A 15,819-nucleotide genomic window follows, 5' to 3' on the forward strand; every position below is an offset into this window, starting at 1 on the left:
TGAGGGACGAGGCAGCGTTCGACCGAAGTCGAAATGCTCGCAAGATCTTTCCCGTGCGTTCGGCATGTTTCATACGGCGAGCCCCTTCAAAATTGGAGCAAGCGCGGCCGACTTCGGCGCATACGCAATCTGCGCGCGAAGGGCTCTCCCCCAATCAAACAAATGCAAGGTCACTGTGAAGTGACGGTAAGGCAAATGGGGTCGAGGAATCTACAGAACAAAACTATTCAATTCTGACCAAAACATGCATGAAGGCGAACGAGCCCATCCGAGATTGCCGGTGGAAGACGCCCCTCTCCAATTTAGGTCAAATCTTCAAATTTATTACAGATTCTGCCAAAGCCCGGCTGAACTTACTGTCCTTTCTTTGTCCCTCAACTCGCCGCCTGACGACCTAGACTTGCGCGAACCGCCGCCCTGTGCAAATGCTGAGGGATGCTGGACCTCAAGACAGTGCTCGTCGTCGATCTGGCAACCGCCAGTTTACAGGCGGTCGCGTGGATCTTTGTCTGGCTTGCTTGGCGCCATCTCTATGAATTGAAGTTTCTGGCGGCCGGATACACTGCGATCGCCATCGGGCTGTTCCTGATGATCTTGAGAGGCGATCAGCCAGCTGCGTGGTCGATCGTGCTACACAATACGATCATCAAGCTTGGCCTCGTGTTGCTCGCCGAGGGCCTGGCGCGCTTTTTAGGGCAGCCCCGCTACACCTGGGTCGGCGTCTCGCTGCTTGTCCTTCAGGTCGCAGCCTGGAGTATCGCGGTGACGCTCGATCCGGGCGATCTTGCAATCCGCGTCCACACATCGACCGCCTTTACGGTATTGATGATGTCATTGATGTGTGTGGCCCTCTTGCGCGATCGGACGCAGCCCCGGCTTCTGCGCTGGATTACGATGGCGGTGCTGGGTGAATACATGGCAGCCAGCGTGGTTCATAGCGCGATCGAATTCTGGTTTCCGGCGGCGCACCAGGACATCGCGATCCTTAACAACCGCAACGCCTGGTATCTTCTGCAGGGAAGTCTGTTCCTGATTGCCCTGTTTGCTTGCCTGCTGTTTATGGTCAACTCGCGACTTTCGGCAGCCCTGCGTGAGAAAAACGAAGCCTTATCGCGCGAAGTGCTGGAACGCAGAAGGCTCGAACTCCAACTGAATGCCAGTCTTGAGGCCGAACGCGCCCTTCGTGAAGAACAGGCTGACTTCATGCGCATTGTCAGTCACGAGTTTCGCACGCCTCTTGCAGTCATTCGCAATGCGGTCGACATGATCGGCCTCATAGGTGACACATCCAAAGACGCAACGAAGGAACGGCTTGCCGGCATTGGCGAGGCGCTCGATCGTCTATTCTCCCTGATCGAGCGGTTCATGACAAATGACGGTGACAATCGCTTTCGGCCGGAGCGGATGCAGATCGCATCTCTCATTGCCGACGTGCAATTACATTTCGACATGACCGGTCGCGGTGAACGCTTGCGTTTCAGGACGCAGGGTGAAGCAGTCTCTACGATTGCCGATCCAGACATGCTGGCAACCGTCGTTATCAATCTCATTGACAACGCACTCAAATATTCTCCCGACGATCAGCCTATTCACATTGATGGCCGATCCGATTTCGGGTCCATCGTTATCCAGGTCCGTGATCGCGGCATCGGCATACCCGAAGCGGAGGTTCACAAGATCGGACGCCGGTTCTTCCGTGCCTCCAACACCAAGGCAGGAAGTGGAACAGGGCTCGGGCTGTACTCGTCGCGCAAGCTTCTGGCCTATCATGGTGGCACGCTGGATCTTTTCTCCAATGAAGGAGGGGGGACGACTGCCGTGGCACGCGTGCCCTTGCTGAGGGAGGCGGCGGAGCCAACGCAGCTAAAGGAGAAGATGAATTGACGCATGTTTTGATCGTCGAGGACGAACAGCGGCTGCGCAAGGATCTGGTCGACTTCCTGGCGCTTTGCGGTTTCACCGCCGAAGGAATTGCGACTGCAGAAGCGCTCCATCGAGTACTGGATGATCATGAGCCGCCAGACGTCATCATTCTCGATGTCGGGTTGCCCGATGGCAACGGATTCGACCTCGCGCGAGAAGTCCGCGAGAAACATCGCTGCGGCATTATCATGCTCACAGCTCTTGGCGACAGCGACGACCGCATCCGGGGCTTCGAAAGCGGCGCTGACATCTATCTCGTCAAACACAGTACGCTGCGGGAAATCGAAGCCGTGATCCGCAGCCTGTTGCGACGAACGGGCGAGCACGTCGATTTGGCTGATAGCACTGGAGACAAGTGGGTGCTGGACAGCCGACACTGGACGCTCACTGCGCCGAACCAGCGCTCACTCAAGCTGACGGCGACCGAATTCGCGCTGGTAAGCGCGCTCTGCAAACACGGCGGCGGCATATGCGAGCGGGAAAAGCTGGCGGAGACAATTGCCCGACCTAGGACCCACTTCGACAACCGGCACCTGGATGCCGTCGTCAGTCGCCTTCGGCGTAAAATCGGCGAGCAGACCGACCTCACTGTACCGATCAAGGTGGTTTATGGCGTGGGTTATACGTTCACCGCACCTTCGGCCGTAGAATAGGGGATTTGGTTCGCACGAACGAAGCGACTGGTGGGCCAACAGATCCGCGACAGTAAGACGTTGTGAGACATGTCCGCTTTGCGCCAATAGCCAGCTTCGGTTGCGTGGTCAGACAGGAAGATCACCGCTCCATGTCGCAACGCCAGGCGCACGCCTGCGCGCCTGGCGGACTGATGAGCGTTCCCGCCACACTTACCGTTCGATCATACGGTTCCAGCGCTTGTTCCATTCCTGCCGGTTCTGGTTGATCGCATCCCAATCAAGGACCTTGGCGGTCTCCATGTTGGCCTTGAACGTCGAGAGCTTCGCGTTCGCCGCATCTGTGCCGGCCTTGGCGTTGACGTTTGACGGGATGATGTTGCCGTGATCGAGTGCCAGGCTCTGTGCCTCGGCCGAAAGCAGGTAGTGGGCGAGCTTCTGACTGAGTTCCGGTTCGCTGTTGTTGGCGATCACGCATTCGGTGACGGCGAGCACGACGGAGCCTTCCTTCGGCTGGGCGTATTCCACTGGAATGCCCTTGTCTTTGAGGTTGTTGACGGCTGTTGGGGTCAGCGGGAAGATCGCTGCCTCTCCGGTCTGCACCATTTCGGAGATCTTCGCCGAACTCGGGATGAACTCGATGACGTTCTTGCCGATCGTATCGGAGAACTTGTCGAAGCCCGGTTCAACGTTGGTCTCGTCGCCGCCCTGGATGCGGTTGAACATCAGGAAGGCGTGCAGGCCGAAGCTCGATGCGGAAGCCGACTGGAACACGACGGCGTTTTCGAATTTGGGATCGGCCATGTCCATCCACGAGGTCGGTGCCGGCCAGCCCTTCTCGTCGAAGAGCTTCTTGTTATAGGCAAGGCCGGTCATGCCCATGTCGACGCCGATCGCCATGTCGTCTTTCAGGCGGGCAGCCATCTGGATCTGGTCAAGCACCGGATCAGCAGCAATCTTCTGGCAGAGACCGCCGCCGATGGCGCGCACCATTACGCCATCGTCAAGCAGCATGACATGCATCTGCGGATTGTCCTTGGCGGCGGTTGCCTTGGCGAGGATGTCGGCGGAGGTGCCGGGTACGACGACGACCTTGACGTCGTTCGCCTTTTCGAAAGGCGGCAGCACGTGCTCGGTATAGGCGCGTTCGAAGTTTCCGCCGTTCATGCCGATGTAGAGCGTCTTGGTTTCCGCCGACGCAGAATTCTGCTGCATAACGAACGCCAGCAGTGCGAGGGCCGTGGTTTTGGTAAGCCGTTGGTCGATCATGGTATTCCCCTTTCTGTTTACAACGAGGCTGCAGTTTCGGCCGCCACCTTGCGGAAGCGGCCAATGGAAAAGGCGTCTATCGGCGTAGTGCTGCGGCCCTCGGTGACGAGTTCTGCAAGCACTTCGCCGACGGCGGGCGCGGTCTGAAAACCTGCGCCGCAGAAGCCAAAAGCGTGGAAGAGGCCTGATGTCGTCTCGCTCGGGCCGATCACCGGGTTGCCGTCGGGCATTTCCGCCTCGGTTCCAGACCAGAAGCGGATGACCTGGGCTTCAGCCAGATGCGGAAAGAGCGTGATTGCACGCTGCATGACGGAGGATGCAGCCGTCACCGACGGACGCGAATAGTCGGGATCTCCAAGGGGCAGGCCGCGACCGCCCCCCATGACGTAGTTGCCGCGCGCCACCTGCCGGCCATAGAAGCTGCCGCCCTGTTCACCCATGCTGACGGGCAAACGCAATGGCAGAGGTTCGGTGACCACCATCGAGGGATAGATACGTGTCAGCGGTACAGGCTCGTTGAAATTCGCGGCAAAGCGGTCGGACCAGGCACCGGCGCTGTTGACCAGTTGTTGGCAGCGGATCTCGATGCCGTCGCCGGCGAGGATCTCGAAACCGTTTCCGGTCGCAGCGACGTCGCGCACCGGCGTCTGCTCCAGTACCATCGCGCCGGCGCGCTCGGCGGCTCGTGCGAAGGCGGGCGCAACGAGACGCGGATTGGCGTGGCCGTCATCGGGGCAGAGCGACGCGCCGACCGCCTGGGCGGAAAGCCAGGGGAACCGGTGCGCCAACGCCGAACCGGCAACGAGCTCAAGCCCCAACCCATAGTCCCGAACCGTCTCGGCATAGGCTTCGAGCTTGGCAAAATCCTTTTCCGTGCGGGCGAGCTTCAGATGGCCGGAGCGCATGTACTCGGCATCGATGCCGACCATTGCCTTGAGTTGCGGCCAGATACCGTGTGCGCGCTGCGACAAAGGCAATTGTTCGGGGGCGCGGCCCTGCCGGCGCACGCCGCCATAGTTCACCCCGCTCGCCTGCGCGCCACAATAGCCCCTATCGATGAGGGCGACTGAAAGCCCCGCTTTACGCATGGCAAGTGCTGCGGAGCTGCCGACCAGCCCGCCGCCGATGATCGCGACGTCGACGGAGATGCGCCAGCTCATGACCGAGCCTCCGCTTCTACGGCAGCACCGAAACCAAGCGGGATCGGCTTGACCGGCGCCTGAGCGCGAAGGCGACCAACCTCACCGGGCGAAACGCCACAAAGCCCGCTCAAGAACTCGGTGGCAGCGGCGGAACACATGCGCCCCTGGCAACGTCCCATCCCGACCCGGCTCAGCGCCTTCAGGCGGTTGATCTCGCTGATGGAGCCGCTCGCAATGGCGCGGCGTCCTTCTGCAATGGTAATCTCCTCGCAACGACACAGCGTCGTCTCGTCTGGGACCGTCTCGAACCAATCAACCGGGAAGGGAAAGGCACGTTCGAGGATATCACGCTGCCGCAGGATCGCTTCGCGAGCCGCCACCAGGCGCGCTCCATCCGCTGATGCTTTCCCCGCATCCTCGAGCAGAGCAGCCGCGGCGAGCTCGCCCGAGACTTCCGCCGCATCGGCGCCGGCAATGCCGCTGCCGTCACCGGCAACGTATACGTTGGCCCGGCTGGTGCGCCCCATGGCGTCTCGCTCAGGCAGCCACACGCGATCGCGCTCGTCAAAACAGAAACGGCAGCCGGCAAGATCGGCAAGCTGGGTTTCTGGCCGAAGGGCAAAACCGTAGGCGAGCGCGTCGCAGGATACCGTCTCGACGACCTCACCTTTACTTGCCCGCCGACGGAAGCGAAGACCCTCGACCTGGCCCGCCCCGAGGACCGCCTCCGGCCGCACGCCGTTGCGGATCTTCACGCCGGCCAGCTGGAGCTGGAGCCCGTAGAAAACACCAAGCCCGACGATCCGCGGCGCATGGATGGCAAGCGACAGCAAGTGTCGCTTCGACGTGATGGGTGCTGTGTCGAGCACCGCCTCCACGCACGCGCCGGCCTTCATGTATTGCCAGGCAACGAGGTAGAGCAGCGGACCGGAGCCCATGAAGACGATGCGGTCGCCAATTGTGCAGCCCTGGGCTTTCAGCGCCACTTGGGAGGCGCCGAGCGTGTAAACTCCAGGCGTCGTCCATCCCGGAAACGGCAGCACGCGATCGGTCGCGCCGGTGCACAGGATCAGTTGCGAAAAGCCGATCTGCCGATGCACGCCGGCCAAAAGGACATCGAGCTGATTGCCGCGCTCAGCCGCCGAAACATTCCAGACCAGCGTTTCGGGGCGATAGTCGATCGCAGGCAAGAGTGCCTCGAAAGCCTCGTGTAACCTTCTTGCCTTGCCGGCTTCCGAACCATAGCGGCTGCGATAGGATCGACCGTCGTCGATTAGCGGGCGTCGATAGATCTGCCCGCCAGCGCGCTGACCTTCGTCAAGCACGATCGGCCTGAGACCTGCGCGCACGAGGCGCTCGGCGGCGCGTATGCCCGCCGGTCCGGCGCCAACGATGACGGGCTGCAACGGCTCAGTCATGGGCCGTCTCCGACACCGCGCCGAGATCGGTGATGAAAGCCATGCCCGCGAGCAAGGCGGTGCTGCAGGCGCGGACGCGGCTGCCTTGCGCCGTCATCACATAACAATCCTGACAGGCGCCGATCAGGCAGAAGCCGGCCCGGTTCTCCCCGGTGAATTCGCTCTGTCTCAGGCGACCGCTGACCGAGAGTATCGCCGTCAGTACCGTGTCGCCGCGGCGCCCGGTTTGGGCCGTCCCGTTCAATGTGAAGGGCACGAGTGTCTCGTCCAGGCGGTAGCGGCGCCGGAGTAGCGGGTTCATCGACATCGGATATCAGCCCTTGCCCACAAGCAGCCGGTCGAGACCGAACAGGCGATCGAGGATGATCATCGTAACGGTGGCAAGTGCGATCATGAGCGTCGAAACGGCCGCCATCATCGGATCGATGGATTCGCTCGCGTACATGTACATGCGGACCGGCAGCGTTACCGTCGACGGCGAGGTCACGAAGATCGACATGGTCAGCTCGTCAAAACTGTTGATGAAGGCGAGCAACCAGCCGCCGCTGACACCTGGCAGCATGAGCGGCATGGTGATCCGGCGAAACACCGTCCACTCCACAGCCCCCAGCGTGCGCGCCGCATTTTCGGCGTTGCGGTCCATGCTGGTGAGTGACGCCAGGATCAGCCGCAGCGTATAGGGGGTGACGACGATCGCATGGGTGGCGACAAGCCAACCGAAGGACCCGCCCATGCCCATCAGCGAGAAGAGACGCAGGAAAGCGACGCCGAGGACCAGGTGCGGAATGATCAGTGGCGACAGGAAAAGCGCGTTCAGCGCCTCACGGCCGCGGAAATCGTAGCGGGTAATCGCCAGCGCCGCCGGAACCGCAAAAACGGTGGAGATGGTGGCTGATAGCAGGGCGAGCCTTACGCTGTTGCCGAAGGACGACATAAAGTCGGCATGATGGAAAACCGCCTTGAACCACCGTAGCGACAGCCCATTCCAGGGCATCGCCAGGGTGTTTTCCGGCGTGAAGGCCACGAGGCAAACGACCACCATCGGCGCCAGCATGAAGACGACGACAAGGCTATGGAATGCGAGAGCGATGGGTCCGTTTCTCTGCATGGCTTCAACCCAGCTTGCGCTTCGCCTGCCGCTCGATGAGGCGGTTATAGGCGAGCATGATGACGAGATTGGCGACAAGCACGATGATCGCGATGGTCGCACCGAGCGGCCAGTTCAGCTCGATCAGGAACTCGTCGTAGACAAGTGTTGCCGCCATTTTCAGCCGCCGGCCGCCAAGCAGGCCGGGGATGGCAAACGAGCTTGCCGAGAGTGCAAAGACGATGAGGCTGCCCGAGAGGATGCCGAGAGCCGCCTGCGGAAAGACGACGCGACGAAGGGCGGTGAAGCGCGAGGCGCCGAGGGTGAGCGCTGCCGCCTCGACCGTCGGGTCGAGTTTCTGCAGAACGGTCCAGACGGGGATGACCATGAACGGCAGCATGATATGGACGAGACCGATGACGATCGCCGTCTCGGTGTAGAGAAGCTGCACCGGGTCAAGGCCGACAATGGCAAGCGCGCTGTTTACAAAGCCGTTCTTGCCGAGCAGCATGCTCCAGCCGAAGGTGCGCACCACCACAGAAACAAGCAGCGGGCCGATGATCACGAGCAAGAAGATCGACCGCCAGGGCTTGCGCATGTTCGAGAGGACGTAGGCCTCCGGCACACCGATCGCCACCGCGATGACCGTCGTCAGAAGCGCAAGCCGCAATGTCCGCCAGAAGGTCGAGAGATAATATTCGTCCTGCAACACCGTGAGGTAGTTGGCGAAGGTGAAGTCGCTCTGGATCCCGGCGGTATAGTCATAGCTGTTGAAGGAGAGGATCACCGTCAACAGAAGCGGCAAGAGCACGAGGCCGATGAAGAACAGGGTGGTCGGCCCGGAAAGAGCCAACGGCGCGAGCTGGCGCGGCTTGATGGCGGAGGTACCGGCGCTCATCACTTGGCCGCTCCCGCCAGCACACGACAATCGGCACTCTGCCAGGCAAGCCCAACGGTTTCGCCTTCCATCGGCGGCGGCGCACCGAGATTGGGAACCGCAACGGCAAGAACGCCCGCCGGTGTCTCGGCGCTGACCAGCCATTGGCTCCCCATGAAATAGCGTGTCGTCACTTTGCCCTGGATCTGGCCCTCGCCCGGCTCGGTCAATCGGAGCTTTTCCGGGCGGATGAAGATCGAGACTTTGCCATCCGGCTCGCGGCGGTCGGTGTTGAAGCGGATCGGCGTGTTGTCGATGCAGATCGACGCGCCCTTGCCGTTGAAGGACGAGGTCGCACACAGGAAGTTGGACTTGCCGACGAAGGACGAGATGAAGTCGTTGCGGGGATGCTCATAGAGTTCGTAAGGCGTATCGACCTGGGTGATGCGCCCCTTCTCCATGACGACGACGCGATCGCTGATCGACAGCGCTTCAGCCTGATCATGGGTCACCATGATCGTCGTGATGCCGACGGTCTGCTGGATGCGGCGCAATTCGAACTGCATCTCCTCGCGAAGCTGCGCATCGAGGTTCGATAGCGGCTCGTCAAGCAAAAGCACCGGCGGATTGATGACAAGCGCCCGGGCAATCGCCACGCGCTGGCGCTGCCCGCCCGACATCTCGCGCGGGTAGCGATCGGCAAGCGCCGAGAGATGGACCAGCGACAGGATCTCCTTGATCCGTTTGTCGCGCTCCGGTTTTGCGACCTTGCGCATTTCGAGGCCGAAGGAAACATTCTGCGCCACGGTCATATGGGGGAAGAGCGCATAGCTCTGGAAGACTACGCCCAGTTCGCGTTGCGGCGGCGGCAAATGAGTGATGTCGCGCCCGCCCATGGTTATCGTGCCCGAGGAGGGACGCACGAGCCCGGTGATCATCTGCAGGGTCGTCGTCTTGCCGCAGCCCGAGGGCCCGAGCAGCGAGATAAACTCGCCCTTTTCGACCTCCAGATCGAAATCATGAACGGCTGCGACCGATCCATAATACTTGGAGACCTTCTCAAGGTTCAGGAAACTCATGCTCATTCTCCCCTGGGTCGCTACCCCTGAGATCGCCTGCCCCATTTTTCTTGTCGGCGATCCCGGCGGCTGCGACACGTCGTCAACCATCGAACCTTCCTTCAGGCGTTGAGATCTCCGGCGTACGCGAGTGCACCGATAAAGGCACGGTTTCGCTCTCGGAATAGCCTCTCGGCTATTCACGTCTGGCACATCCACCCCTTGAAGAAGGCTTGTGTGAATTAACTCCAGGAAATTGACGAAAAACACAAATGCAATTTTCTATTTCGGAATTTTTTGTTAGAAAAATCCGATATACGGAATTATGCCACGCAGATTTTGAAAGATTTTCGCAAATGTCGGAATCAGAGAACGCCGGAAGCTCCAGCCTCACCAAGGCGATCCACATCCTGAAAGACCTCGCAGATAACGCGAGCGAGGGTGTGCGGGTCATCGATCTCGCGCGGAGGCTGAATCTCAGCCAGCCATCGGCGCATCGGCTATTGAAGACCCTGATTGCCGAAGGCCTCGTGGAGCAAATGCCAGAGGGGAAATCCTACCGCCTGTCGCTGGAGTTCTTCTCGATCGCCTCGCAGGCGCGCAGGCGAGAAGGCATCCTCGACATCGCCCGGCCGTCGCTCTTGAGGCTGTCCGCCACCTTCAACGATACGGTCTTTCTGCTGGTGCGCAGCAATTTTGACGCAATCTGCCTCGACCGCGTCGAGGGTCCCTTCCCGATCCGCTCCTTTACCGGCGACATCGGTGGCAAGGTGCCGCTCGGCATCGGCCAGGGCAGCATCGCCATCCTCGCCCACCTGCCAGAGGAAGAACGCGAGGCGATCATCAAGTTTAATATGCCTCGCATCATGGACCGGGCGGCGATCGACGAGGTGGACCTGCGCATCAAGATCGAGGAGGTCAGGCGGATCGGCGCAGCCCAGATGAATTTCGAGATGATCGAGGGCATGGCTGGGCTCGGCGTGCCGGTTCTTGACCGCAACGGCATCGCCGTCGCCTCCTTGAGCATCGGCACGCTGGCATCGCGCCTGACGGAAACGCGAAGCGGCACGATCACCGATCTCTTGAAGGCAGAGGCGCAAGCGATCAGCAGTAAGCTCAATCCCTTCGACCCGACCCTACGTTATCCGGCCTCCGCCTTGCGGGCCGCGCAGAAGGGCTGAACCTTTAGGAACATGCGACTGAACTACGGGCGGTACCTGCTTTCCGGGGGCTCGCTGACTGTGATGGAAATTGCAAATATCACAGGCTTCGCGGACACAGCGCACTTCTCGCGTGAGTTTCGCAAAGCGTTCGGAGACACGCCGAGCGCGTTCCGCGCATCAGAACGCACCAACGAGCATCAACTGGTAGCTGAAACTGTTGGGCGCCGAGCTAATGCTTCAGGATCTGACCGAGAAACAGCTTGGTCCGCTCGTGTTTTGGATTGTCGAAGAAATCATCGGGCCTAGCCTCCTCGAGAATCTGTCCCGAGTTCATGAAGATTACGCGATCTGCGACGGCCCTGGCGAACCCCATCTCGTGGGTGACGCAGACCATCGTCATGCCGTCCTTTGCCAGGCTTGTCATGGTATCAAGGACTTCGGACACCATCTCGGGGTCGAGCGCGGATGTCGGTTCGTCAAACAGCATCACGGCCGGCTGCATGCAGAGCGAGCGCGCGATCGCGACGCGCTGCTGTTGGCCGCCGGAAAGCTGGATTGGAAACTTGTGGGCCTGTTCCGGGATGCGTACCCGATCGAGGAATGTGAGCGCCCTTGCCCGCGCCTCCGCTTCCGGCACGCCGTTGATCCACATCGGTCCGACCATGCAGTTCATCAGCACGGTCATGTGCGGGAAAAGGTTGAAGTGCTGGAACACCATGCCGACGTTGCGGCGCACGTCCGAGACATTGCGCATCTTCGGATGCAGGTTGATGCCGTTGACGACGATCTCACCTTCCTGGTGCGCTTCCAAGCGGTTGAAGCACCGGATCAAGGTAGATTTGCCGGATCCGGACGGACCGCAAATCACGATGCGTTCGCCCTTGCGGACCGTCAGGTTGATGTCGGTCAGCACCTGGAAGGCGCCGTACCACTTGGAAACATTTTTGACGTCGATGATGGTCTCGGCGCTCATCTGACCTTGCTCCTGGCATAGTGACGTTCGATGCGGGACTGGATCAGCTCGAGAACGATAGACATCGTCCAGTAGAGCATGGCGGCTGATATGAGCATTTCCATATGCTGGAAGGTCTTCTGGCCGAGCGTCCGTGCGAGAAACATGAGCTCCCAGACACCGATGACGGAGACCAGCGAGCTGTCCTTCAGCATGGAAATGAACTGGTTACCGGTCGGCGGGATGATGACCGGCAACGCCTGAGGCAGGATGACCTTGCGCATCGTCAGCCCGAAGCCGAAGCCGATAGAGCGCGACGCCTCCCACTGGCCGCGGTCGATGCTCTGGATGCCGGAGCGGAAGATTTCCGTCATGTATGCGCCGTAGCAGAGCGAAAGTGCCAGAATACCGGCCGGCACCGCGTCGATGATGAAGCCGAGCTGCGGCAGGCCGAGATAGATCAGATAAACCTGCATCAACAGCGGCAGACCGCGAAAGAAGGACGTGTAGAAGCTCGCAATCGCATAGGCGAAGCCGTTGGTCGAGAGCTTGGCCACGGCGCCAAGGATGGCGATCGCCGAGGCAATCACAATCGAGATCGCCGAAACATAGACCGTCGTCACCAGCCCTTGCGTGATGAGGAACGGCAACTTTTCCTCTATGAAGGGCAGGCTGAGATCGAAGGTCTGGAAGAAGGCGAGGAACAGCGCCAGCAACTCGAGCCAGACGACCACGATCTGGACCCTGAGGCTCGCAAAGCCGATCAGGACGATGTTGAGGCAGAAGAGCACCGCCACGACGAAGGCGGTCGCAAAGCGGCCGTAGAATCCGCTTTCGAGCGGCTCGCCGATCACTGGCCGCATCAGTTCGCCCATCGTTGTGCCGGTCAGGCCGAAGGCCGTGAAGGCAATGAGGACGGCAGCGAACATGCTGGCCACGAACCATGGTTTGTGGACGAGTATTTCGGACTCGACAGTATCGGGATAAAGCATCTTTGGTCCCTTTGGACAACGTGCGGTCCGGCTGCCCGGACCGCCAGACATGGCTGCCTTACTTCACGACGGTGTAGTCGACGCCGTACCATTTCTCCGACAGCTTGCTCAGCGTGCCATCGTCCTGCATCGCCTTGATCGCTTCGGCGATCTTGTCGCTCAGCTCCTTGTCGCCGTGTTCGACGGCGACTGCGAGCGGTTCGTAAAAGACCGGGTCGCCAACCTGCTTGATCGGATAGCCGGCCTTGATTGCGTCGCGAATGCTGGGCAGCGACGATACGACTGCGTCGAGCCGCACGCCGTCACCGAGGCGCAAATCATCGAATGCGGTCGTCGAGTTGGCGTAGGACTTCACCTCTTTCGGCTTGAAGGTGTATTCGAAGGCAGGTGCGCCAGCAGCGTCGAGGGTCAGATCCTGTTTGGCATAGGCTTCGAAGGTGGACGTCGCCGTCGCGCCGACGACCTTGTCGTCCAGATCGATCAGGCCGACCACAGGGCTGTCCTTGTGCACGGCCACGGCGGCCGGGGTGTAGTAGTAGACGGCCGGGAAATCGAAGACCTTGGCACGCTCCTTTGTCGGCGTCATCGAGCCGACATGCATGTCCCAGCGCCCCTGCCAGTTGCCGGCCGTGATGATGTCCCAGCCGGGGGTAACAAACTCGACACCGACACCCAACCGCTTGGCGAGTTCCTTGGCGACATCGACATCGAAGCCGTCCATCTCGTTCTTTTCGTTCATGAAGGACTGCGGCGCCCAGTTGGCGTCGGTCGCTACCTTCAGTGTCTTTGCATCGAGCACGTGGTCGAGTACGGCACCGGCGTGGGCCGGAACGATCGCGAGCGACAAGGCAAACGATGCCGCCGCGGTGAGTTTTGCGAATGTGTTCATGTTGTCGTTCCCTTTTTCGTTCTGGTTTTTGACAGGGTCCTCTTCCTGCCATCGGGTTGATCTTGAGTTCTGAGCCCGCCATCCGTCTTCCGGCGATACGAGGTAGCGCGGCGCTGCCCCTTCCTAAAAAACGTGGAAGTCAGCGCTCTCCTTTTTCAGCCATCTCGTCGCGGACGCGCCGGGCCACACGGAACGCTTCGACGCCTGCGGGAATGCCGCAATAGATCGCGATCTGGACGAGTGCTGCGCGAAGCTCTTCGTCGGTCAAACCGTTGCGGATCGCCCCGCGAAAGTGGACGCCGAATTCGTGCATGCGGTTGAGCGCTGCAAGCATTCCGAGGTTCAGTAGGCTGCGGCTCCTCAGATCGAGGCTTTCGTCCGTCCAGACGGTGCCCCAGCAATGTTCGTTCAACAGATCCTGAAAGGGCCGCGAGAAGGCATCGCTGCTGCCGATTGCCCCATCGACATAGCCATCGCCGAGCACCTGGCGCCGGATGGCCTCTCCCCTTGCTCGCAGTGCCTCATCCATCGACCGTCTCCCCCTGGCTCATGAACTCGCCCATCAGCGTTGCCACGACGTCGGGCGCCTCGATCAAGATGGAATGGCGAAGGCCCGGCAGGATACGAAGCTCGGACACGGGAATGCGCTCGTGCATGTAGCGCGCCATGCGCGGGTTGGAGCCGGCATCGTCTTCGCCGGTAGCAATCAGCGTTGGGCATCGGATCTGGTCGAGAAAGCCGCCGAAATCCGTTTCCGCCAACACACGATAGGCTGCCGCGTAGCAGTCGGGATCGTTTTCGGCATCCCGCGCCCTTAGCCGTTGGATCACCTGCGGGTTGTTCTCCTGGAACTCTTCCGTCAGCCAGCGCGACAGCGAGGCATTGTGATGGTCGGCAGGCGTTCCGTCTCTGAGGGCGGCGAGGCGGTCGAGAACCCGCTCACGCTCGGCCGGCGTGCGGCCGGCGACGGTCGCCAAGAGCGCCAGCCTGCGCAGACGTCCAAGGTGGGTCAGAGCGAGACGCTGGGCGATCAGGCCGCCCAGCGAAAAGCCTGCAAGATTGAAGGTCGGGAAGCCCGCTGCGTCGGCAAGCCCCAGCGTCTCGTTGACGAAGTCGTCGATCTCGTAGCGGCCCTTGACCCGGCTGGAGCGGCCATGACCACGAAGGTCGAATGTCAGGATCGTGAACCGGTCCTTCAAACGTTCGACCACGCCCGACCACGCTTCGAGATAGGAGCCGACGCCGTGGATGCAGACGAGCGGTTCGCCTTCTCCCTCGATGCGGTAGTTGAGCGTCACCTCTCCGACGGTATGGCGCTGAGCTCCTGCCATGTTCAGGCACCCACCGCGATACGCTTCTGTTCCTTCTCACGGGCCGCGAAGAAGGGCATGATTTCGCTGACAAATAGCTCCAGCGTCCGCTTCTGCAGCTCGAACGGCAGATTGAAGGTCAGGCCCAGGCAATACTGGTCCACACCGGCGGCCTCATAGACCAACAGCTTCTCGATCGCTTCGTCCGGCGTGCCGAACATCAGGTTCTTGCGGATGTTGTCCGGATTGTAGTTGTCCTTGCCCTTGACCGCTTCGTAGGGCACTGCCTCGGGGAAGCCGTTGTGCACCGTGCCGATGTTCTGCATGAGGTTTTCGAAGGCGCGGCCGTAGTCCATGCTGTGCTTGACGGCACGTTCCCACCCATCCGGCCGGTCGTAGACGCAGGTGCGGCGCTGCATCATAAAGCGCGGGCGCGGCACCTCCGGATGATCGGCGACCGCCTTGCGAAATTTCTCGGAGAGCACGTGGATTTCGGCTTCCGGCGCGGAGAGCGGCGTCGATAGGATACTGGCGCCGTTTGCGATCGCCCAGTCGAAGGTTCCGGGATCGCGCGCCGCCACCCAGATAGGCGGGTGGGGTTGCTGCAGCGGCTTCGGCACTGCCGCCGTGACCGGAAACTTCCAGTATTGTCCCTCATGGGCATAGTCGCCGGACCAGAGCTTCTTCACGGCCGGCACGATCTCCTTCATGTAGGCCACCCCCTCCTGCTGCGGAATACCACCCGCCATACGGTCGAACTCGTACTGGTAGGAACCGCGCGCGATCCCGAACTCAAGGCGGCCATTGGTCAGGTGATCGCAGAGCGCCGACTCGCCGGCGAGCCGGATGGGATTCCAATAGGGCGCGACCAGAGTGGAGGTGCCGAGCCGGATGCGATCCGTGTGCTGCGCGAGCCAGACCAGCGTCTGGAACGGATTGGGGGAGATCGTGCATTCCAGCGTATGGTGTTCTGCAGTCCACAGCGTTTCGAAGCCGCCTTCGTCGGCAAGCCGCGCGAGTTGCAGCAAGTTGCTCTTGACCTGCTCCATCGGAGTATCGGGGGAGAAGCGTTCCATCGTGAGGGAGACTGCGAACTTCATGTTTTCT

Annotated in this window: 17 protein-coding genes; 4 read left to right on the top strand and 13 right to left on the bottom strand. The window is 60.9% G+C overall.

From position 1 onward, the window contains the following. Nucleotides 1-435: 435 nt before the first annotated feature. On the top strand, nucleotides 436-1,884 hold the full coding sequence (locus IB279_RS32230) for a HAMP domain-containing sensor histidine kinase (RefSeq protein WP_090300650.1): 1,449 nt from the start codon (nucleotides 436-438) through the stop codon (nucleotides 1,882-1,884). Continuing rightward, nucleotides 1,881-2,576, top strand: a complete 696-nt coding sequence (locus tag IB279_RS32235; RefSeq protein WP_192340572.1) for a response regulator transcription factor — start codon at nucleotides 1,881-1,883, stop codon at nucleotides 2,574-2,576. Before IB279_RS32230 ends, IB279_RS32235 begins: the two co-directional genes overlap by 4 nt. 192 nt (nucleotides 2,577-2,768) lie before the next feature. Here the strand turns inward: IB279_RS32235 and IB279_RS32240 are convergent, their stop codons facing one another. Genes IB279_RS32240 through IB279_RS32270 form a run of 7 tightly spaced genes read right to left on the bottom strand, consistent with a single transcriptional unit; the run spans nucleotide 2,769 to nucleotide 9,427 of the window. Further along, on the bottom strand, nucleotides 2,769-3,824 hold the full coding sequence (locus IB279_RS32240; RefSeq protein WP_060519060.1) for an ABC transporter substrate-binding protein: 1,056 nt from the start codon (nucleotides 3,822-3,824) through the stop codon (nucleotides 2,769-2,771). A 17-nt stretch (nucleotides 3,825-3,841) separates the two neighbouring features. Further along, the gene (locus tag IB279_RS32245) at nucleotides 3,842-4,984 is read right to left on the bottom strand and encodes an FAD-binding oxidoreductase (protein WP_090300648.1); all 1,143 of its coding nucleotides are present in this window, start codon (nucleotides 4,982-4,984) and stop codon (nucleotides 3,842-3,844) included. Next, on the bottom strand, nucleotides 4,981-6,384 hold the full coding sequence (locus IB279_RS32250; protein WP_090300646.1) for an NAD(P)/FAD-dependent oxidoreductase: 1,404 nt from the start codon (nucleotides 6,382-6,384) through the stop codon (nucleotides 4,981-4,983). The genes IB279_RS32245 and IB279_RS32250 overlap by 4 nt, the downstream gene beginning before the upstream one ends. Continuing rightward, the gene (locus IB279_RS32255; protein WP_246802208.1) at nucleotides 6,377-6,685 is read right to left on the bottom strand and encodes a (2Fe-2S)-binding protein; all 309 of its coding nucleotides are present in this window, start codon (nucleotides 6,683-6,685) and stop codon (nucleotides 6,377-6,379) included. Before IB279_RS32255 ends, IB279_RS32250 begins: the two co-directional genes overlap by 8 nt. 12 nt (nucleotides 6,686-6,697) lie before the next feature. Then, nucleotides 6,698-7,492: an ABC transporter permease gene (locus tag IB279_RS32260; RefSeq protein ID WP_090300644.1), complete on the bottom strand. Its 795-nt coding sequence runs from the start codon at nucleotides 7,490-7,492 to the stop codon at nucleotides 6,698-6,700. 4 nt (nucleotides 7,493-7,496) lie between these two features. Next, nucleotides 7,497-8,369, bottom strand: coding sequence for an ABC transporter permease (locus IB279_RS32265; RefSeq protein WP_090300642.1), 873 nt, complete (start codon nucleotides 8,367-8,369; stop codon nucleotides 7,497-7,499). Next, entirely contained in the window at nucleotides 8,369-9,427 is a 1,059-nt protein-coding gene (locus tag IB279_RS32270) for an ABC transporter ATP-binding protein (RefSeq protein WP_113188521.1), read from the bottom strand. The genes IB279_RS32265 and IB279_RS32270 overlap by 1 nt, the downstream gene beginning before the upstream one ends. A 335-nt stretch (nucleotides 9,428-9,762) precedes the next feature. Between IB279_RS32270 and IB279_RS32275 the strand changes: the two genes are divergently transcribed. Both IB279_RS32275 and IB279_RS38230 read left to right on the top strand, forming a co-directional pair. Then, nucleotides 9,763-10,587, top strand: coding sequence for an IclR family transcriptional regulator (locus IB279_RS32275; protein ID WP_060519046.1), 825 nt, complete (start codon nucleotides 9,763-9,765; stop codon nucleotides 10,585-10,587). A 12-nt stretch (nucleotides 10,588-10,599) separates the two neighbouring features. Continuing rightward, nucleotides 10,600-10,875 carry a helix-turn-helix domain-containing protein gene (locus IB279_RS38230; protein ID WP_082566333.1) on the top strand — a complete coding sequence of 92 codons (276 nt, stop codon included), beginning with the start codon at nucleotides 10,600-10,602 and terminating at the stop codon, nucleotides 10,873-10,875. Here the strand turns inward: IB279_RS38230 and IB279_RS32285 are convergent. The 6 genes from IB279_RS32285 to IB279_RS32310 form a co-directional block, all read right to left on the bottom strand. After that, nucleotides 10,799-11,542, bottom strand: coding sequence for an amino acid ABC transporter ATP-binding protein (locus IB279_RS32285; protein WP_034799947.1), 744 nt, complete (start codon nucleotides 11,540-11,542; stop codon nucleotides 10,799-10,801). The genes IB279_RS38230 and IB279_RS32285 overlap by 77 nt on opposite strands. Then, the gene (locus tag IB279_RS32290; protein ID WP_034799945.1) at nucleotides 11,539-12,513 is read right to left on the bottom strand and encodes an amino acid ABC transporter permease; all 975 of its coding nucleotides are present in this window, start codon (nucleotides 12,511-12,513) and stop codon (nucleotides 11,539-11,541) included. The genes IB279_RS32285 and IB279_RS32290 overlap by 4 nt, the downstream gene beginning before the upstream one ends. Nucleotides 12,514-12,571: 58 nt before the next feature. Beyond that, nucleotides 12,572-13,402 (bottom strand): transporter substrate-binding domain-containing protein, encoded by an 831-nt coding sequence (locus tag IB279_RS32295; protein WP_060607905.1) that lies wholly within the window; start codon nucleotides 13,400-13,402, stop codon nucleotides 12,572-12,574. A gap of 139 nt (nucleotides 13,403-13,541) precedes the next feature. Continuing rightward, on the bottom strand, nucleotides 13,542-13,931 hold the full coding sequence (locus IB279_RS32300) for a carboxymuconolactone decarboxylase family protein (protein WP_090300640.1): 390 nt from the start codon (nucleotides 13,929-13,931) through the stop codon (nucleotides 13,542-13,544). Beyond that, nucleotides 13,924-14,733 (bottom strand): alpha/beta fold hydrolase, encoded by an 810-nt coding sequence (locus tag IB279_RS32305; protein WP_113188515.1) that lies wholly within the window; start codon nucleotides 14,731-14,733, stop codon nucleotides 13,924-13,926. Before IB279_RS32305 ends, IB279_RS32300 begins: the two co-directional genes overlap by 8 nt. 2 nt (nucleotides 14,734-14,735) lie before the next feature. Beyond that, nucleotides 14,736-15,812: an LLM class flavin-dependent oxidoreductase gene (locus tag IB279_RS32310; RefSeq protein WP_090300637.1), complete on the bottom strand. Its 1,077-nt coding sequence runs from the start codon at nucleotides 15,810-15,812 to the stop codon at nucleotides 14,736-14,738. Nucleotides 15,813-15,819: the final 7 nt, after the last annotated feature.

Origin of the sequence: Ensifer sp. ENS06, from assembly GCF_014852205.1 — a bacterium.
Classification (GTDB): Bacteria; Pseudomonadota; Alphaproteobacteria; order Rhizobiales; family Rhizobiaceae; genus Ensifer; species Ensifer adhaerens.